Origin of the sequence: Neolewinella aquimaris (genome assembly GCF_014197245.1) — a bacterium.
Classification (GTDB): Bacteria; Bacteroidota; Bacteroidia; order Chitinophagales; family Saprospiraceae; genus Neolewinella; species Neolewinella aquimaris.
The window spans coordinates 870,549-888,967 of record NZ_JACIFF010000001.1; the positions used below are offsets into that span (position 1 = coordinate 870,549).

Annotated in this window: 16 protein-coding genes and 1 tRNA gene; 12 read left to right on the top strand and 5 right to left on the bottom strand. The window is 58.6% G+C overall.

Going from position 1 to position 18,419, the window contains the following annotated elements:
* The first annotated feature begins 12 nt into the window (after positions 1-12).
* Positions 13-951, top strand: a complete 939-nt coding sequence (gene trxB, locus GGR28_RS03435) for a thioredoxin-disulfide reductase (RefSeq protein WP_183494312.1) — start codon at positions 13-15, stop codon at positions 949-951.
* Here the strand turns inward: trxB and folD are convergent, their stop codons facing one another.
* On the bottom strand, positions 952-1,824 hold the full coding sequence (folD, locus tag GGR28_RS03440; RefSeq protein ID WP_183494313.1) for a bifunctional methylenetetrahydrofolate dehydrogenase/methenyltetrahydrofolate cyclohydrolase FolD: 873 nt from the start codon (positions 1,822-1,824) through the stop codon (positions 952-954).
* Positions 1,825-1,878: 54 nt separating this feature from the next.
* On the opposite strand from folD, the gene GGR28_RS03445 reads away from it, so the two are divergent.
* The 5 genes from GGR28_RS03445 to GGR28_RS03465 all read left to right on the top strand — a co-directional run bounded on the left by GGR28_RS03445 (position 1,879) and on the right by GGR28_RS03465 (position 9,019).
* Positions 1,879-6,561: a proprotein convertase P-domain-containing protein gene (locus tag GGR28_RS03445; RefSeq protein WP_183494314.1), complete on the top strand. Its 4,683-nt coding sequence runs from the start codon at positions 1,879-1,881 to the stop codon at positions 6,559-6,561.
* 1 nt (position 6,562) lies between these two features.
* The gene (locus GGR28_RS03450; RefSeq protein WP_183494315.1) at positions 6,563-7,648 is read left to right on the top strand and encodes a PorP/SprF family type IX secretion system membrane protein; all 1,086 of its coding nucleotides are present in this window, start codon (positions 6,563-6,565) and stop codon (positions 7,646-7,648) included.
* A gap of 154 nt (positions 7,649-7,802) precedes the next feature.
* Positions 7,803-8,060: a KTSC domain-containing protein gene (locus tag GGR28_RS03455; RefSeq protein WP_183494316.1), complete on the top strand. Its 258-nt coding sequence runs from the start codon at positions 7,803-7,805 to the stop codon at positions 8,058-8,060.
* A 31-nt stretch (positions 8,061-8,091) separates the two neighbouring features.
* Positions 8,092-8,895 carry an orotidine-5'-phosphate decarboxylase gene (gene pyrF, locus GGR28_RS03460; protein ID WP_183494317.1) on the top strand — a complete coding sequence of 268 codons (804 nt, stop codon included), beginning with the start codon at positions 8,092-8,094 and terminating at the stop codon, positions 8,893-8,895.
* A gap of 48 nt (positions 8,896-8,943) precedes the next feature.
* Positions 8,944-9,019: transfer RNA gene (locus GGR28_RS03465), tRNA-His, on the top strand.
* Between the two features lie 32 nt (positions 9,020-9,051).
* Here GGR28_RS03465 and GGR28_RS03470 read toward each other — a convergent pair.
* The gene (locus GGR28_RS03470) at positions 9,052-10,146 is read right to left on the bottom strand and encodes a putative type IX sorting system protein PorV2 (protein WP_183494318.1); all 1,095 of its coding nucleotides are present in this window, start codon (positions 10,144-10,146) and stop codon (positions 9,052-9,054) included.
* A 167-nt stretch (positions 10,147-10,313) separates the two neighbouring features.
* Between GGR28_RS03470 and GGR28_RS03475 the strand changes: the two genes are divergently transcribed.
* Positions 10,314-11,393, top strand: coding sequence for an AI-2E family transporter (locus GGR28_RS03475; protein ID WP_183494319.1), 1,080 nt, complete (start codon positions 10,314-10,316; stop codon positions 11,391-11,393).
* Here GGR28_RS03475 and GGR28_RS03480 read toward each other — a convergent pair.
* A complete protein-coding gene (locus GGR28_RS03480; protein WP_183494320.1) occupies positions 11,390-12,643 on the bottom strand; it encodes a proline dehydrogenase family protein in 1,254 nt (417 codons plus the stop codon). The genes GGR28_RS03475 and GGR28_RS03480 overlap by 4 nt on opposite strands.
* Positions 12,644-12,716: 73 nt before the next feature.
* Positions 12,717-13,499: a PorV/PorQ family protein gene (locus tag GGR28_RS03485; RefSeq protein ID WP_183494321.1), complete on the bottom strand. Its 783-nt coding sequence runs from the start codon at positions 13,497-13,499 to the stop codon at positions 12,717-12,719.
* A gap of 58 nt (positions 13,500-13,557) precedes the next feature.
* Here GGR28_RS03485 and mazG point away from each other — a divergent pair, with 58 nt between their 5' ends.
* Positions 13,558-14,316, top strand: a complete 759-nt coding sequence (mazG, locus tag GGR28_RS03490) for a nucleoside triphosphate pyrophosphohydrolase (protein ID WP_183494537.1) — start codon at positions 13,558-13,560, stop codon at positions 14,314-14,316.
* A gap of 103 nt (positions 14,317-14,419) precedes the next feature.
* Positions 14,420-15,010, top strand: a complete 591-nt coding sequence (locus tag GGR28_RS03495) for a bifunctional nuclease family protein (protein WP_183494322.1) — start codon at positions 14,420-14,422, stop codon at positions 15,008-15,010.
* Here GGR28_RS03495 and fabD read toward each other — a convergent pair.
* Complete coding sequence (gene fabD, locus GGR28_RS03500; protein ID WP_183494323.1) at positions 15,007-15,903, bottom strand: ACP S-malonyltransferase; 897 nt, start codon at positions 15,901-15,903, stop codon at positions 15,007-15,009. The genes GGR28_RS03495 and fabD overlap by 4 nt on opposite strands.
* A gap of 117 nt (positions 15,904-16,020) precedes the next feature.
* Between fabD and GGR28_RS03505 the strand changes: the two genes are divergently transcribed.
* From GGR28_RS03505 to GGR28_RS03515, 3 genes are read left to right on the top strand one after another with little or no spacing between them, the layout of a single operon-like run.
* Positions 16,021-16,419 (top strand): DUF423 domain-containing protein, encoded by a 399-nt coding sequence (locus tag GGR28_RS03505; RefSeq protein ID WP_183494324.1) that lies wholly within the window; start codon positions 16,021-16,023, stop codon positions 16,417-16,419.
* Positions 16,416-17,192, top strand: coding sequence for a 5'-nucleotidase C-terminal domain-containing protein (locus GGR28_RS03510; protein ID WP_183494325.1), 777 nt, complete (start codon positions 16,416-16,418; stop codon positions 17,190-17,192). The genes GGR28_RS03505 and GGR28_RS03510 overlap by 4 nt, the downstream gene beginning before the upstream one ends.
* The gene (locus GGR28_RS03515) at positions 17,189-18,097 is read left to right on the top strand and encodes a bifunctional metallophosphatase/5'-nucleotidase (RefSeq protein ID WP_319936695.1); all 909 of its coding nucleotides are present in this window, start codon (positions 17,189-17,191) and stop codon (positions 18,095-18,097) included. The genes GGR28_RS03510 and GGR28_RS03515 overlap by 4 nt, the downstream gene beginning before the upstream one ends.
* Positions 18,098-18,419 lie beyond the last annotated feature (322 nt).

Consider the following 18,419-nt stretch of genomic DNA (forward strand, 5'->3'; position numbering starts at 1 on the left):
TACCAGAAAACGATGGGTAAAGAACCCCTGAAAACCGTCATCATCGGATCCGGCCCCGCCGGTTACACGGCCGCGATCTACGCCGCACGCGCCAACCTTAACCCCGTGCTCTACACCGGCCGGGAGCCCGGCGGCCAGCTCATGATCACCACCGACGTCGAGAATTTTCCTGGCTACCCCGATGGCATCATGGGTCCCCAAATGATGGAAGACTTCAAGAAGCAGGCCGAACGCTTCGGCACCGAGGTTAAGTACGAATTGATCGAGCGGGTCGATTTTAGCGGCGACGTCAAAAAGATATATACCGAAAGCGGCGAAGAGATTCCCGCCCACTCGGTGATCATCTCCACCGGCGCGAGTGCCCGCTGGCTGGGACTGGAGAGCGAACAACGCCTGGCCAACCAGGGCGTGAGTGCCTGCGCGGTTTGTGACGGTTTCTTTTACCGCGGTAAGGAGGTCGCTATCGTCGGTGCGGGAGATTCCGCCGCGGAGGAGGCCCTCTACCTGAGCAACCTTTGCCCTACCGTTCATATGCTGGTACGCCGCGACGAAATGCGCGCCTCCAAGATCATGCAGGACCGGGTAAAAAAACAGGCCAACATCAAAATCTACTGGAATACGGAGACGGAAGAGATTCTGGGAGAAACCGAAGTGACCGGGGTGCGCGTACGCAACAACGTCACCGATGAGGTGCAGGAAATCCCGATCGCCGGCTTCTTCGTCGCCATCGGACACATTCCCAACACCAAACTTTTTAAAGGAGTGCTGGATATGGAAGAGACGGGATACCTGACCCACAAGCCCGATTCCACCCACACCAACGTACCGGGCGTATTTGTGAGCGGCGATGCGGCCGACCACGTATACCGCCAGGCGGTCACCGCCGCGGGTACCGGATGCATGGCCGCCCTGGATGCCGAACGCTACCTCGGCCAACAGGGAATTATCTGATTACTTGCGCTGACTCGCCTTTAGGGTATTCATCAACAAACTGACCACCGTCATCGGGCCTACACCGCCCGGGACGGGGGTCATGGCACTTACCTTATTCTGCAAACCGGCATAGTCCGCATCTCCGGCCAGTCGGTACCCCCGCGGCCTACTGCTGTCGTCTACGCGGTTGATGCCGACGTCGATAATCACGGCCCCGTCCTTCACCATATCGGCGGTAACCATCTCCGGGATGCCGATTGCGGCGACGATGATGTCCGCCCGCAGCGTATGCTCCTTGAGGTTCTTAGTGCGACTGTGGCAGAGGGTCACCGTTGCATTTCCCGGACTGCTTTTACGGCTAAGCAGTACGGTCATCGGCGTACCCACGATGTTGGACCGACCGAGGACCACTACTTCTTTGCCGCTGGTTTCGATCCCGTAGCGCTCCAACATGACCATGATGCCGTTGGGGGTAGCGGGCAGGTAAGACTCCAGTCCGAGAGTCATGCGGCCGATATTAACCGGGGTAAATCCGTCGACGTCCTTACGCGGATCGATGGCCAGGTTAATGGCATCCTCATCCAGGTGGTCGGGCAGCGGCAGCTGCACGATGAAGCCGTCTACGTCGGGGTCGTCGTTAAGTTGATTCACGATCGCGAGCAATTCTTCCTGAGATACGGAGTCCGGCCGACGAATTAAGCTGCTACGGAAACCTACCTCCTCACAGCTGCGTACCTTGTTGCGCACATATACCTGACTAGCGGGGTCGTCACCAATGAGAACTGCCGCAAGGTGGGGGATCTTACCCGCTGCTCGGCGAATGGCGTCCACGTCAGCCTTTAGTTCTTCCTTAATTGTTTTGGCTAGGGCCTTACCGTCCAATACTTGCATACCATCTCACGATTTGCGCCAAAGATAGCCCTGGCTTTTCCTTACTTGCAGTGTATGTCGCAGAATTACCTACGAAGGCTCTACATCTTGCTCTTCTGTCTGGTCGGATCGCTGGCTTACGGCCAGGAAATCCGAATCACGACGGGAGGTAGCGTCGCGGCGTGCAACGCAACCTTCGTGGATGGAGGGGGCATCAACGGCAACCACTCCCCGGCGGGCGGCAGGCAGGTGATCACCATTTGCTCGGACAACAGCAATCCGGAGAATACCCACGTCGAACTGCTCTTTACGGTGATCGACATTCGGGGCACCCTTACGCTGCTGAACGGCAACACCGAGAATGCGGATACGCTCACCCAGATCACGGCAAACAACAACTCCGACCGCATCCGGGTAACGGCCACCGCCGGCAACAACAGCGGGTGCCTTACCGTCATCTTCGAAAGCAACGGAAATAAAGCTGGTTGGGAAGCCGACGTCTCCTGCGTGGCGGCCTGTCAGCCCATCATCGCGCAACTGGTTTCTTCGGTCCCCGCCGTCGCACCCGCCGCCGGCGGCTACATCGACGTGTGCGTTGGCGACGAGATCGTGTTGACCGGTGGCGCCCGGTACCCCGAGAACGGCATCCGGTATCCGCAGCGCGATGAGACCTCCACCTTCCGCTGGGATTTCCAGGATGGTACCACCGCAACCGGTAAACAGGTCACGAAAGTTTTCACCGAGCCGGGGGGCTACATCGTCGAACTGGACATCACCGACAATAAGGGGTGCAGCAGCCAGAACAATATCGCACAGCGGGTGAGAGTGTCCGCTCCCCCTGACTTTTCGGCCGACCGCACAACACCCCTGGTCATCTGTCCGGGAGAATCGGTCACGCTCGGAATCGGCGATCAGGATGATACCGACCTCAACATCAACGCTACGCCAAAAACGGTAAACTTTACCAAGCCCCAACCTTTTTCCGAACGCATCGACATTCCGGACCAGGCCGGAATCCTACAGTCGTCGAGTATCGTGTTGCGGGATTTTGAGGAAGGGCAAGTGCTTACCTCCGGAGACGGCATTGTGGAAATATGTGTTGACGTAGAACACAGTTACGCGGGTGATATCTCGATGTGGGTTGAATGCCCCAACGGACGCCGGGTCGACCTACTTCAGTACGATCCTACCGGGAGGGGCGCAACCAACCAGCTCCTGGGAAAGCCAACTGCTAACGGTGGAAACCCGGGTGAACCCTTCACCTACTGTTGGTCCGCGGACGGAGTGTATACCGTTCCTTTCTACGCCCAAACGTTTCTTTCGGGCCCCGGTGGTCCCGCTACCATCCCACCGGAAGTAACCTACCTGCCGCTCGACGGTTCTTTCGATCCCCTGGCGGGCTGCCCGCTGAACGGCACGTGGACGCTCAACGTAATCGACAATCAGGATCAGGACGACGGCACCGTTTTCTCCTGGTCGATCAAGTTTGCCGACAACTTGGTGGACCCCCCGGAAACGTTTACCGTACCCTTGATTTCCGCAGAGTGGGCGGACGCGGGCATCCACTCCGACTACAGCCCCCAGCGAATCACCTACACCGGCGAGAACCCCGGATTCGCCAATCAGCGGCTCGTAACGCTGGACAGCTTCGGCTGTCGGTACGATACCCTGGTGCCCGTGCGCATCCGGTCACCCTACAGTGCCGCCTGCTTCAGCTGCCCACCACCGCTGGGTATGCAGCTCGATACCACGGTCTGTGAGAGCACCCCGTTTCGGCCCGGCCTGACCACTAATCTGCCCGCAGAATCTACCCCGGTACGCTGGGAAGCCTACACCGACCTATCATTCGCCAGCACCGATGCACCCCCGGCAAGTCCGTACGAATCGACTCTGCGCATATCGGATCAACTGCCCGCCACCATCTCTGATCCGGCTACGGACCTCGGAGACATTTGCATCGACTTAAGCAGCAGCGGCGACCTGAGCGGGCTGGAAGCGAGCATCGTCTCACCGGGTGGAACGAGGGTGGTCCTGATCCCCCGCGGCACCATCAGCGGAACGAACTTGGTATCGTGTTTTACCCCCGACAATTCACCACGCTGGGCCGCACTGCGGGGCGCCCGCATCAACGGCGATTGGACGCTACAGCTTAGCGACACCGGCAACGGCAGTACGTACCGCCTTACCGCCTGGTCAGTCGAAGGCATCCGTCAATCCACCATCACCTACAGCTGGTCGCCCGTGACCGGTGACCTGAGTTGCACAGACTGCCCTGACCCAATCATTACACCCACCCAGTCCGCCGAGTATTTCCTTACGGCCCGCAACTCGGATGGCTGCACCTCCTTTTCCTCGATTAAGGTCGACGTGAAGCCCTTTGCGGCAGACTTCACGGCTGAGTATATCCTGGCCTGTCAGGACAATCAAACCGGAGGAATCGATCTGACGCCGGTTACTCCCCTACCGAACGCAACTTATGCCTGGAGCAACGGAGCCACCACCCAGGACCTGAGCGGCATTCCCGAGGGCGCATACGAGCTGACCGTCACCGCGGAGAACGGCTGTACCGCCACCTATAGCTACGACCTTGAATTCCCTCCCCCGCTCACCCTTTCCCTAGACCGGCGAACCGACGTAAGCTGTGCGGGTGGCAGTGACGGGGCTATTCAGACCGTAACGGCCGGCGGCTCTCCACCCTACCGCTACCAGTGGAGCGATTCCGACGTGCGGAGTGGCGGGAACGCAGGTGCAGTGCAAGCGGGACGGTACACCCTCACCGTAACCGATCAACTGGGCTGTAGCGATAGCGTGACGGTCGACATCGAGGAACCCGCCCCCCTCAACCTGGAATTTTCCACCACGCCAGTAAGCTGCCGCGGTGGAACGGATGGTACCGTTGCCGCAACCGCCAGCGGGGGCAGCGGAGCGTATACCTTCCAATGGAGCAACGGTAGCGATCTCGCACAACAAGGGGACTTAACGTCCCGGGAGTACATGGTCACGGTTACGGATGGCAATGGCTGCACCATCTCCGACAGCGTATTTATCAGTGAGCCCGATACCGAGCTGACCCTTATGCTTACGGACAGTGTAGCGGGCTGTTTTGGTAGTTCGGCAAGCAGCCGGACCGCCCGGGCTACCGGTGGGCTAGCGCCCTACACTTTCTTATGGAGCAGTGGCGAGACCGACACCACGGCCGTTCGCCTCCCGGCGGGAGACCAGAGCGTCCGGGTGACCGATGCCGGCGGATGTACCAAGATCATTGAATTTACGATCGAAAACCGTCCGGTTCCACAACCGACCATCGTCGTTGCCGGTGAGGACAAATGCGATGCCACCGCGCAGCAGTACCTCACCGTCGAACCGGGTTTCACCGCCTTTCAGTGGTCGACCGGCGATACTACCTCCCGGATTGCGGTTACGCCCGGGGAGCGGGACTACGCGGTCACCGTGACGGACGCAGCGGGTTGCTCGGGCACGGCAAGTTATCGCTACACTCCCCCGCGGCCGGTTGTGTTTGATGTAACTGCTACCCCCGTTTCCTGCTTCGGTGCCCGGGACGGCGGACTTCGCATCAGCAACCTGAGTGGTCCCGGCGGCACGATGAACGATTACCAACTGGTGTGGGGAGCGAGTGCCGATTTTGCGTCCGGACCCGCCATCACCGATCGCCCGGCCGGCGCGTACAAACTTACCCTTACCGACAGCAGCGGCTGCAGCATTGATACTACCCTCCTGATTTCCAGTCCCGATCTACTTGTCGTTACCGGACAAGCTACCGATGCCGGATGCACCGGCCAGGCGGATGGGGCCATCACTACGAGCGTTTCCGGTGGAACGGGAGCGTACGACTTCCGCTGGTCAACGGGAGCTCGGGGCGCGGACCTAGTGGGTCTTGCGGCCGGCACGTATACGGTGACCGTTACGGACGGCGGGGGTTGTCAGGCAACCGCCGAGTTTATCCTGGAGGAGTCCTCACCCATCAGCGTAGAGACAACCACCGTTCCCGCCACCTGCGGGGGGGAAGCGAGCGGACGCATCGATATTGCGGCTAGTGGCGGACGCGCCCCCCTTACGTATAGCCTCGACAACGAGGTCTTTTCCAATGCACCAAGCCTCATCGGCATTGGAGCGGGTACGTACATCATCTACGTCAGGGACGTTGCCGGCTGCACAAGCCAGGATACGATTACGGTGGAGGACCCTCCGGCAATTACCGTTGACCTTGGTGATGACATCGAGATTGTATTTGGTGACAGTTTGACCCTTGTGCCGGACGTGAGTGACTCCGGCACGGGGCAGATCGATTACCGCTGGTCGGCCACCTATCCAGGCACCCTGAGCTGCACGGATTGTCGCGATCCCGTAGCGAAACCCACTTATGAGATCACCTACACCCTTTCGGTGATGGACGGACTGGGTTGTGAGGGTGAGGATCAGCTCAGGGTGAAGGTGCGTAAGATCCGGGAGGTAGCCGTACCGACGGGGTTTAGTCCGAACGGGGATGGACGCAACGACCGACTGCTGGTACACGGACGACCCGGAACGCGGGTAATTACGCTAGCGGTTTACGACCGTTGGGGTGGGTTGTTGTTCGAGGACGGGGATTTCAGCGTCAATGATCCGGACCGAGGGTGGGACGGGACGGGACGCGACGGCACCCCCCTAAACGCCGGCGTTTACCTCTACAAATTGCGGATAGAATACGAAGACCGTAGCCAGGAATTGCTTTCCGGCCATACAACCCTGATCCGCTAACATGAAACTACGTACACCCCAGCATTCCGGTTTGTGGATACTGCTCCTAGCTGTACTGGCCTGCTCCTGCGTCCGCGCCCAGGATGCACGTTTCAGTCAGCTGTGGACCACACCGATGTTGAATAACCCCGCCCTGACCGGCGTGATGAATGGCCGGCTGCGGGTTACCGCCAACTATCAGGCCCTCTATACGACGCTCCAGCATACGGAAGGCTACCGCAGCATGGCGGCTTCCGCGGAATTCAGGGAACGCCTCCGCAGCGGCAATTATGCCGGCTTCGGGGTACAACTGCAACACGACCGGGCGGGAGAGAGCAATTTCGTACGGAGCAGCGGCGTGCTGAGTGGAAGCTACCAACAACAGCTCTACGGCGGCGGCTCCCGGGGGAACATCCACCACTACCTGGCCGGCGGTGTGCAACTCGGGGTGGGCCAGCGTGGCTTCGACATGAACAAGCTCTGGTTTTCGGAGCAGTACTTCGTGGACCCGGCGTCGCGCCAATCCTATCTGGATCGATCCGCTCCGAGCGGGGAGCTTTACAGTGGTCTCGGTGGCCGCCTGTACCCGGATATCAATATCGGGGTGGCGTGGTTTGCCACCTTCGGTGATCGTTCGGGTGCCTACCTGGGGGGGGCCGCCTACCACCTGACGCGTCCCAACGTATCTCCGTTACCTGACTACACCGATCTACTATCCCGACGGTACGTGATCCACGGTGGCGGGGAACTGCCGCTCGGGCAGGGATACCTCAGTTTTCTCCCCGTCGTAAGGGCAATGGTGCAGGGCCCTAGTTTCAGCAGTACCATCGGCGGCAGCTTCCGGTACACCCAACGCGGTTGGCGCGAAGTGGCCCTGCGGGCGGGCGTATGGGGGCAACTGACCAACGCACACAACGAACGTACCGGCCTTGGCGCGGTGATCGTTGCCGTGAGCCTGGAGGCAGACAATGTGCAGCTTGGACTGAGTTACGACCTTGCCGTTGGCGGACTCAGTCGGGCGACCAGCAACCGGGGAGGATTCGAATTAAGCATTACTTATACGCAACTGGAAGCCCAGGGAAATCGGGTGCGTTGTCCCAAATTTTGAGTGGCATAACAATTTTATTGGGATAGAGGCAAATACGCCATTTATTTGTAAGAATAATGTCGTAACTTCAAAATATTATTCTATTTCCTATATTTCAGATGTGAACGTTTTTAACGTTTGTCTGTTTTAGCTGTCACACCTAAGCACGCAAATCATGGAACATCACAACTTTGGAAAGAAAAGCGAAATGGCTTCCTTCGCCGGTTACGACCAGGAAAATCGCATCCTCTACATCACCTTTATTAGTGGCGCTACGACCATCGCCTACTCCAATATGAGTCCTGAATTGTATGCTGAGCTCATTCAATCGCCCTATCCAGATGTCTGCCTACGGTTCAAGATCCAGGCTAAACATCCCTTCCGCCGGGTAGAGCCCTCCTTCGAATCGTTGGATTACTCCTTTATGAAGTGATCCTTACCTTCGTCACCCTTAAGAAAAAGGGATGAAGAAGCAGGAATTAGTACAGCGTATCCGTTCTAAACGAAGTTTTCTCTGCGTCGGTCTCGACCCTGACGTAAGTCGCATCCCGGAGCGTTTTTCCGGCGACGTGCTTGCCTTCAACCGGTGGATCATCGACCAGACCCGCGACCTGTGCGTCGCCTACAAACCAAACACCGCCTTTTACGAAGCCCTTGGTCTTGAGGGCACCCGTATTCTGAAGCAGACCATTGCCTATATCGGCAACAACCACCTGATAATTGCCGATGCCAAACGTGGTGACATCGGCAACACTTCCCGCTACTACGCTCGCTTCGCCTTCGATACCCTGGGCGCCGATGCGATTACGGTAGCACCGTACATGGGTGCGGATTCCGTACAACCCTTTCTGGAAGAGGCCGGAAAGTGGACCATTCTGCTCGCGCTTACGAGCAATTCGGGAAGCAGCGATTTTCAACACGCCCTTCAGGGTGATACCGGACAGCCCCTGTACGAACGCGTCATGCGCACGGCGATGGAATGGGGGTCGACCGACAACCTGATGTTCGTATGCGGCGCTACGCGGGCGGAGCGCTTCGGCGACCTGCGGCGCATCGCGCCGGATCACTTTTTTCTCGTCCCCGGCATCGGGGCTCAGGGGGGCGATCTCGCAGCGGTCTGCACCTTCGGACTTAACGACGAGTGCGGCCTGCTCGTCAACAGCAGCCGGGGCATCCTCTACGCCGAGGATCCGCGACGTGCCGCCCTCGATCTGCAGCGGCAAATGGACGAAGCACTAAAGAATTATGCCCCCAAAGTTTTTGAATAGAGCGGAACTATTTACCTTTGCGGAGCTTTCCTAGGAAGGCGGTTAAATGGTGGTTGTAGCTCAGTTGGTTAGAGCGCTGGATTGTGATTCCAGAGGTCGCCGGTTCAAACCCGGTCTTCCACCCTCCGAAGGGGGTGTCCTGCACGCAGGGCGCCCCTATTTCTTTGGACTAATGCCCAGACGCAGGCTGACGATGTGGCTGTAGGTAGACCTTCCCTCGTTATCGCCCAAATCGGTGTAAGCGTAGTCAACGAACAACTGCCCGACCTTGAGGCCTAATCCCAACGAGGGCCGTGAATTTATGGCCTCCTGATTGTCGAAATCGCGTATGCGTTGCAGTTGACTGACGCCGGCGCGGAGAAAAACGAAGTCGCCGTAGTCGGCCTCCACTCCGAAGGCCGGGTCGAGGCTCACCGGATCCGCACTGACCAGGGTGTTTCGCTTCCCGTCGGTGGTCGCGATCAGATCGAGTTCGGCGGTCAGGCCGATCTGTTCCGTGATGGTGAAAGAGCGGGCAACCCCCAGAATAAGGGTAGGCGTGGTGGTTTCAACGCTATTGATGGGTATCGCGTTGTCCGTGATCTCCAGGACCTGCCGTTCTTCCTCGCTGAAGGAAAAGCTCCACGCATTGAAGGTGGTGCTGATGTCGCGGCCCAGGAGGGCGAACGTCCAATCGTTGCGTTGGTACTGGGCGCCAAGGTCAAGTCCAAACCCCCAGCTGCTGGCGAATTCCCCGATGTTGCGGTGGATCACCTTCACGTTGCCGCCGACCCGGAGCACTCCCTTCCCCCGGATAAAGGCGCGCGAATAGGTTCCCAGAAAGGCGTAGTCGGCGGCCGAAAACTCAGTGACGTTGTCGTAGTTGATCGTACCGTCGGCTTCGTAGAGCGAGAGGGTGTTGGGAATCTGATCGATGCCGAAGCGAATGAGGCTGACCCCGATGCGCTGATTGTTGCTGGATAGGGGCATCGTGACCCCGAGAAAATCGTAGTTCCCTACCCCACCGAACCATTCGGCGTGCATGGCTCCGATCTCCAGTCCGCGTTCGGCCGGTAGACCAGCCAGGCCGGCGGGATTCCAGGCACCGGCGTAGACGTCATTCTGGCCGGCAACCACTGCGGTACCCATCCCATGGGCCCGGGCGCCTACCCCGAACGTCAGAAACTCGTTGCTGTACTTCTGGGCGACGGCGGGTAAGGAAAGGACAAGGGAAGCGGTCAGCAGGACCAGGCAGCGGAAACGTAAGGTCATAGTAAGTGTAAGGTAAACAGCTTGATAACGAAAAAATGGTGGCTGCCGTCTCCGGTGCCCCAAAGTATTTATCTCCGTGGGGACATCCCCACCGAACACCTTCATCCCAGGTGGGTAATAGTGAAGCGGTGCAGCCGACTGGCTCGCCGCACAATTTAATACCCCTTATGCGACTCGATAACGACCGTACCACCGCCCGGCGGGTCAGGAAGACCATCTTCTTTATCCTCGTTACCCTTACTACGGTAGCCTTCTTCGGACTTATCGGCCCCTTCCTCCTTACCTGCTTCTGGGCGGCCGTACTGGCGGTGATCTTTTACAACGTCTACCGGCGACTAAGAATCTGGCTGCGCGGGCGCGACAGCATCGCGGCCGGACTTACCACCCTGCTCGTCGTGCTATTCGTCATCGTACCGTTCGGTTTGCTCACGCTAGCGCTGGTAAACCAGGCAATTTCCTTGTACGGTCAGATCGAGGCGGGATCGTTCAATACCTCCGTCGTCTTCGATTACATCGACACCAGCCTGCCCGACCTTGCCAATGCCCTTTCCGATTTTGGGGTAAGTACCGCCGATTTACGGCAGCGTTTCAACACCGCGGTGGGCCAGGGCGGGCAGTTCGTGGCGAACTGGGCCATCGGCTTCGGCAGCAGCCTGCTGAACACCATTATTCAGTTTACGCTCGTCATCTATCTTCTTTACTTCTTCTTGGTAGATGGCAGGGCCATCGAGCGGGCGCTCGTCCGGACCATCCCCATGGGTGACGTGCGGGAACGCACCCTCTTCCGTCGCTTTGCCCAGGTGGCGCGCGCTACCCTCAAGGGGACCCTCATTGTCGCCTTCGTGCAGGGGGCCATCGGCGGAATACTCTTCGCCGTGCTCGGTATTCCGGCCGCGTTGCTCTGGGGAGTGGCCATGATGTTGCTGGCCCTGCTACCCGTGGGCGGCAGTGCCATCGTGTGGGTGCCCGCCGCGATCATCATGTTCATTCAGGGCAACGTTACTTCCGGTATAATCATCGTGGTGGTGGGTTCCCTCATTATCGGCCTGGTGGACAACCTGCTCCGTCCCCTACTGGTGGGCAGGGATACCCAGATGCCCGACTACGTGGTCCTGATTTCCACCCTTGGCGGCATCGCGATGTTTGGTCTCAGTGGCTTCGTGATCGGGCCCACCGTTGCCGCGCTCTTCATCACCGTCTGGCAGATGATGGGTCAGGATTACGGAGGCAACCGGGAACGGGTTTAGATTCCGCGTCGCCGCACCTCCTCGTTGAGCATGCTTAGTTCACGACTGCTCTCTCCGGTAACCGAGGTGTTCTCCTGAGCCCGCCGCAGCAGGTAGGGAAAAACCTCCTTTACTGGTCCGTATACCATGTATTTGCTCACATTGAAGCCTTCTTCGGCGAGGTTGAAGGTGAGGTTACCGCTCATCCCCAGCAGCTGTGAAAACCGCAGGTTGGGGTGGTCACGGGGAATATCCCGATCCTGCATGGCGAGGATTAGTTTAACGGTACTCGCCTCATTGTGGCTGGCGAGGCAACAGGCAATCTCCTCGTGGTGATCGACGCAGTACGCAATCGCGGCATCGTAATCGCGGTGGGTGGCCGCGAGGGTCGGCTGGATCGGAGAAGGCCGGCCCGTGGCCTCCGCCCGCTTCCTTTCCTTGACCATGTAGGCTCCCCGTACGACCTTAAGCGCTAGCTTGAACCCCTGCTGGCGGGCACGCAGGTGCAATGCTTTGAGGTAACCCAAGCGATCGTGGCGGTACATCTGGCAGGTAGTGAAAACGACGTGCTTTTCCCGGTTATACCGGGCCATCATGTATTCACATATCTGGTCAATGGTGTGCTGTATCCAACTCTCTTCGGCGTCGATATAAACTTCGCTCCCGCGTTCCCGACCGAGACGGCAGATCCGGTCTATCCGATCGATACCAACCTGTAGGTCCTTGTTCGTAATGTGCTCGAAATCAATGGTTGTATCATTCAGTTGTTCAAGTAAATTGAAGGGCATGATACTTGTGAGCTTTACGACCGATCCGATCACGGCGTCGGTCCTACCGGCAAATTCCGTGGCGCGCAGGCTCTGCTGCATGGCCTCCTCCATTCCGGCCGTGCTTGCTTTGCCCTCGGCACCAAAATCCAGGATGCTGTCCACCCCGCGTTCGGCGAGCATATTGATGACCGGCACGGCCTCTTCGAGCGACACCCCGCCGACAAATTGGCGGTAAACGGTATTTTTAACCATCCACTCCGCTCCGGGCAGGCTGTATTCCACGGCGCGTAGGCCAAGCGAGCCCATAATCCGGGTAAGCAGGCGGTTGCCCATTAGGCGAAACAAGCGACGGGTCCCGAGCAACCTCGCATCGGACAGGTGCCGAAACGTACTTGCCGTATCCGTAAAATCGGGAAGATGGGTAATCCGGGATGCACGAAGATCCTGCAGCGCCTGCTCGGCCAGCGGAAATTGCCGGACCGGCCCGCTTGAGTTTTTCATAGATCGAAACTTTGCGCCGGAACTGTTGCGACGACAACTATCTAACGAAAATACACCGCATAAGTTACATCGACTACGGTTCGGGCCGCAGGACGATTCCGACCGAGGGACTTACACCGAGACGGGCGTGGGCAACGGCTGCAGCATTCAACTCGAAGCGCCGGAGAACCCGGTAGCCGATTCCCAAACTAAGCTCCCCGGTGGCGCCGATCACCCCCGCACGCAGCGAGATCGACGGATCGGGTTGGTACTCGATCCCGGCCCGCCATGCGTTGCCTTGCCGGAAGCGCTCCCACTCCAGCAATAACAGCAGTTGACCGCTGAGGCGGTAAGCGGTGCCGAGAGAAATTCGGGGAGAATGCCCCTTCCGCGCGAACGGATGATAGAGCCGCACCGCCAGGGTTAGGTCCGCTATCGCCTGGTAGTGCATCCCCAGTCCCGCAGCAAGTTGCCGTTTGCTGCCGTAGCCGTGGGTTGTCTGGTTGTAAAAGTCCAGTTCAGTCCCGATCGACCACCGTTCGGTGAGGCGTCGCCCGTAACCGATGCCCGTGCGCTGTTCGGCGTAGCCCGGAAGAGTGAAACTGGCCAGTCGCGCACCGAAGCCTTGAGGAAGTACGATGCCCACCGACGCGATGGTCAGGTCGTTGATACCGAAGCGTTGCTCGGCACTCGCGGCGGCGGCGGTTCGCTCGGTGTTGCTCAGTCCCGCCGGATTGGTCCACAGCGCGTCTACCCCGACTGATGTCAGTCCGGCACCCCCCAGGCTGCGGCTGCGGGTATCAAAGTTGGGAAATAGCGTACGCTGAGAATAGAGCGAACTGCCGGCAAAAACCAGCAGCAGGACATACCAGGGCAAATCACAATAATTTGCCCTAAACATAATGCTCCTGCCCAAAAAGCCGGACCTTCGCGGCATGAATTCGAAACTGACCGCCTTTCAGAGACTGCTCACCATCATGGACGAGCTGCGCGAACAGTGCCCCTGGGACCGCAAACAGACCTTCCAGAGCCTACGGAAGCTCACCATCGAAGAAACCTACGAACTGGCCGACGAGCTGCTTTCCGAAGATCTGGATGGCATTAAAGAAGAAGTCGGTGATCTCCTGCTGCACATGGTTTTCTACGCGCGCATTGCCTCGGAGCAGGGTGCCTGGGATATTGCCGATGCCCTGAACACCGTAAGCGACAAGCTCATCAAACGCCATCCCCACATCTACGGCGACGTGGTGGCCGAGGACGAGGCGGCGGTAAAACGCAACTGGGAAGAGATTAAATTAGCGGAGGGGAAGGGAAAGAAAACCGTGCTTTCCGGCGTGCCCACTGCACTACCCGCCGTAGTGAAGGCTCTCCGTATGCAGGAGAAAACGGCCCAGTTCGGCTTCGACTGGGACAATGCCGATCAGGTTTGGGATAAGGTGGAAGAAGAAATGCGGGAATTCAGGGAGGCGGAGAAGCCGGAAGAGAAGGAAGCGGAATTTGGCGATCTGCTCTTTAGTCTAATCAATTACGCGCGCTGGCAGGGCATCGATCCGGAGACCGCCCTGGAGCGGACCAACCGAAAATTCAGGCAGCGCTTCGAGTACGTCGAATCCCGGGCCGGTGAATCGGGGCTCAACGGCATGTCACTGCCCGAGATGGAAAAGTTATGGCAGGCCGCAAAGCTGGTGGACTGATTTTGAATCCTTACCTTTGCCCGCCCTTAGACGGAGCCGGTTGGGATAAACCATCCATCCGGGTCATCCGTTAAAAATACTTTACAGGATTTACCGTAGTAGCATGGATAAGATCGAGCTAAAAGTCATGGCCATCAGCCGCAGCGTTACCCAATCGCTGAACTACGCCGTGGTACTGGGAGAAACCAACGGACCCCGTCGGCTGCCCGTCATCATTGGCAGTGCCGAAGCCCAGGCCATCGCGATTGCCATAGAGGGAATGACCGGACCGCGCCCAATGACCCACGACCTGTTTAAAAACACGCTCGAAACCCTTCGCACCGACCTGCGCGAGATCATCATCAGCGACATCAAGGAAGGCATCTTCTACGCCCGCCTGGTCCTGGATCGCGAGGGTGAAATCATTGAAGTCGACAGCCGCACCAGCGACGCCCTCGCCCTGGCTACCCGCTTCGATTGCCCCATCTACACCTACGAAATGATCCTGCAGAACGCCGGGATTGTGCTGGAGGGAGAAGGGGACGATGAAATGCAGATGCAGGACCTTTCGGATACGGGCAGTCGCCAGCCGGACAGCCTCTCCAGCTACACCGTCGGGGAACTGAACACCATGCTTGAAGACGTCCTCAGCGAGGAAAATTACGAGCGGGCCGCCCAGATCCGCGACGAGATAAAGCAGCGCAAGGCCAGCTAGGCCCCCGTCAGGGTTTCCAATTGCCGTACCGTCAATTTACGGTCCACTTTCCTGATCAATCCGGCGAGAATATTTCCCTTGCCCCCCACTTCAACGAAGGTTTCCGTTCCGGCGGCCTGTAGGTTGCGGATCGTCTGGGTCCAGTACACGGGCCCCGTCAGTTGGGCGATCAGTTTGCGACGGATTTCCGTCGGATCCAGACTGGCCTTCGCATCGATGTTTTGGTAAATTTCACAATTAGGCGGACTGAAGTGAGTTTGTGCGATGGCCGCTTCGAGTCGCTCCCGGGCCGGTTCCATGAGGGGACTGTGGAATGCTCCGCCGACCGGTAGCGGCACTACCCTTCTGGCACCCAGATCGGCGAGAATCTTGCTGGCCCGTTCGATGCCCGTTTCGGATCCGGAAATAACCAGCTGACCGGGACTGTTGTAGTTCGCCGGAACCACTACATCCTCGATTTCGGCGCAGGCCGCTTCGATGACATCGTCCTCGAGTCCCAGAACGGCGGCCATGGTCCCCGGTTGAGCGTCCGCGGCATCCTGCATGGCCAGGGCACGTTCGCTGACGAGGCGCAGCGCGTCGGGGAAGGTCAGCGCACCGGCGGCGACCAGGGCGGAAAACTCACCGAGGCTGTGGCCGGCTACCGCATCGGGGCGTAATTCTTCCGAAGTAGTGAGGTAGGTGATACAGGAATGCACGAAAATGGCCGGCTGGGTGATACGTGTTTGCCGGAGTTCTTCCTCATCGCCTTCAAACATGACGCGGGAGAGTGCGTAACCTAGTACTTCGTCCGCCTGCTGATACAGTGATTTGGCGAGACCACTGAGGTCGTAAAGGTCTTTTCCCATTCCGGTGAACTGGGCTCCCTGGCCGGGAAATACGTAAGCGGTCATGATCGTGGCGTTGTAGTGAATGAACTGCGCGGACAATCTACAGCAAACACTGCCATAATCCAGTCAGATTGCCCGAATTCTCGGTGCTGATCCCCCCGCAGTAGATAGCTTTGCCACATGAACCGAAGCACAATTGTACGGATCACCGCCCTGCTCGGTGCCCTGAGTGTCGGGCTCGGCGCATTCGCAGCCCACAGCCTGCGGGAGCTCGTAAGCCAGCCGCAGCTACTTACCTTCGAAACGGGCGTTCGCTACCAGTTTTACCACACCTTTGCCGTCGGTCTGGCGGCCGTGCTTTACCGGATGTATGGAATTGAACCGGCCCGCCTGCGGCTAGCCGTTTGGCTCTGGATCGTGGGCATCGTGTTGTTTTCCGGTTCTCTTTTCCTCCTGAGCCTGCGGGAAGTTCACGGGCTCCCCGTAGCCTTTCTCGGCCCCGTCACTCCCATTGGCGGCCTGCTCCTGATCGGTGGCTGGATGGCCCTATTCACGTCAACTTTTTCCCGCACCGCATGATACTCCCCCACCCCCGGTCCCTGGCTGCCTCACTGGCGGTAGCTTTCCTTCTGCTCGGTTCCTGCAACCGGCACCTCGGTGAACCGGCCGCCGCTCCCCAACTTTACGAGATCAGTTCGGCAATGGGGGTCGATACGGCTGCCCCGTCCATTACCAGTATGGAAGCTACGATACAACCGTATGCAACCAAGTTGGAAGCGGTAATGAACCGGGTGCTCGCCGAGGTTGAAACGCCGCTGCTGAAGGGACAGCCCGAAAGCAATCTGGGCAATTGGACTGCCGATCTCCTCGCGCTGGCGGCGCACGATCTGTTTCCGGAGTACGAGCTTGCGTTCGCGGTACAGAATTACGGAGGCCTGAGGGTGTCGGAGATCGGCGCAGGGCCGCTGCTCGTTTCCGAGATCTATGGCCTGATGCCCTTCGATAACGAGCTCGTCCTGGTAGAAGTTACGGGGGCTGACTTGCGCGCCTTCGTGACCCACACCCTACTGGATGGCGGCTGGCCGGTCAGTGCGAACCTGAGGGCCGAGCGCCAGGGTACGGAGGTGACCATGACCGTCGACGGCAAGCCCGTCGACGATACCCAAACCTACTATATCGCGGCACCCGACTACGTAGCAAACGGCGGCAGTGATTCCGCCATGCTGGTGGGAAAACGGCAAATCAGTAGTGGCAAAATGATCCGCGATTTGCTGATCGAGTACGCCGGAAAAAGTCAGGGGCCCATTTCGGTTGGGTCCGATGGCCAACGCATTAAAATCTCCAACCAGTGAAAAGAAGATCCTTCCTGCAACAGGCGGCCGTTGGTGGCGGACTCATGCTACTGCCCGACCTACTCTCGGCCGGCCCCCGCCGCACCGAACCAAGACTAACCATACTGCACACCAACGACTGGCACAGCCAGATCGATCCCTTCCCGGACGACGGGGGCCGCAACGCCAATCAGGGAGGAGTACTCCGCCGGGCGTCGTTGATTCGGCAGATCAGGCAACAGGAAAACAACGTGCTGCTCTTCGATAGTGGCGACATCTTTCAGGGTACGCCCTACTTCAACTTCTTCCTCGGCGAGCTCGAAATGAAGCTGATGACGCAGATGGGGTACGATGCCGCCACCATCGGCAACCACGACTTCGACGGGGGCATCGAGAACCTGGCTACCCAACTCGGGCACGCCGACTTCCCCATGCTGAGCGCTAACTACGACTTTACGGGCACCCCGCTGCAGGACCGGGTGGAACCCTACCGCGTATTCGATAAACAGGGCATTCGGGTGGGCGTATTCGGCCTGGGGATCGAACTAAAAGGATTGGTACCCGCGGCACTTTACGGGAAAACCACCTACCATGATCCGGTCGAGCGGGGTAACCAAACCGCATTGCACCTGCGTACCCGCCAAAAGTGCGACCTCATCGTCTGCCTGAGCCACCTCGGGTACCGCTACCGGAGCGAAAAAGTGAGCGACGTCGTGCTGGCCGCTGCATCCCGTAACATCGACGTAATCCTCGGCGGGCACACCCATACCTTTCTCGATCAGCCGGTCACGGTGGACAATGCGGAGGGCAAGCCGGTCATCATTAATCAGGTGGGATTTGCGGGCCTGAGGCTTGGCCGATTGGACATCACGTTTCCGGAGGGCGGGGAACGCGGGTGCGTAGCTTGTAACAATTTGCGGGTATAATTGGCTCGGTCACGCAAGCTGCTTATGTCAAAATTGCCGTTCTGGCGGGGAATCCATGCCAAACAAGATTTTGCGATAAAAGTCGGTCGATCGTTTGACTTAGTGGGTCGTGAAGCCTCATATTTGCTACCCGCTCGAATGGCTACGGGCACCCCTTTAGGACTCAAGAATAGGGCTGAACCGACCCTTTGCTGTACGCCCGGAGTACTCACCGGCCTGGCTGCCTAGCATCTTGTTTCGATCGGTAACTTACTGATATATACACGTTTTCTTAACCACCTGCGGCAGTAGTGCCTGCCGTCGGGAACGACTTTTACTGTGC

Coding starts and splice junctions, on each gene's coding strand:
- trxB (WP_183494312.1), top strand. CDS start 13: ATGGGTAAAGAACCCCTGAAAACCGTCATCATCGGATCCGGCCCCGCC.
- folD (WP_183494313.1), bottom strand. CDS start 1,824: ATGCAAGTATTGGACGGTAAGGCCCTAGCCAAAACAATTAAGGAAGAA.
- GGR28_RS03445 (WP_183494314.1), top strand. CDS start 1,879: ATGTCGCAGAATTACCTACGAAGGCTCTACATCTTGCTCTTCTGTCTG.
- GGR28_RS03450 (WP_183494315.1), top strand. CDS start 6,563: ATGAAACTACGTACACCCCAGCATTCCGGTTTGTGGATACTGCTCCTA.
- GGR28_RS03455 (WP_183494316.1), top strand. CDS start 7,803: ATGGAACATCACAACTTTGGAAAGAAAAGCGAAATGGCTTCCTTCGCC.
- pyrF (WP_183494317.1), top strand. CDS start 8,092: ATGAAGAAGCAGGAATTAGTACAGCGTATCCGTTCTAAACGAAGTTTT.
- GGR28_RS03470 (WP_183494318.1), bottom strand. CDS start 10,146: ATGACCTTACGTTTCCGCTGCCTGGTCCTGCTGACCGCTTCCCTTGTC.
- GGR28_RS03475 (WP_183494319.1), top strand. CDS start 10,314: ATGCGACTCGATAACGACCGTACCACCGCCCGGCGGGTCAGGAAGACC.
- GGR28_RS03480 (WP_183494320.1), bottom strand. CDS start 12,643: ATGAAAAACTCAAGCGGGCCGGTCCGGCAATTTCCGCTGGCCGAGCAG.
- mazG (WP_183494537.1), top strand. CDS start 13,558: ATGAATTCGAAACTGACCGCCTTTCAGAGACTGCTCACCATCATGGAC.
- GGR28_RS03495 (WP_183494322.1), top strand. CDS start 14,420: ATGGATAAGATCGAGCTAAAAGTCATGGCCATCAGCCGCAGCGTTACC.
- fabD (WP_183494323.1), bottom strand. CDS start 15,903: ATGACCGCTTACGTATTTCCCGGCCAGGGAGCCCAGTTCACCGGAATG.
- GGR28_RS03505 (WP_183494324.1), top strand. CDS start 16,021: ATGAACCGAAGCACAATTGTACGGATCACCGCCCTGCTCGGTGCCCTG.
- GGR28_RS03510 (WP_183494325.1), top strand. CDS start 16,416: ATGATACTCCCCCACCCCCGGTCCCTGGCTGCCTCACTGGCGGTAGCT.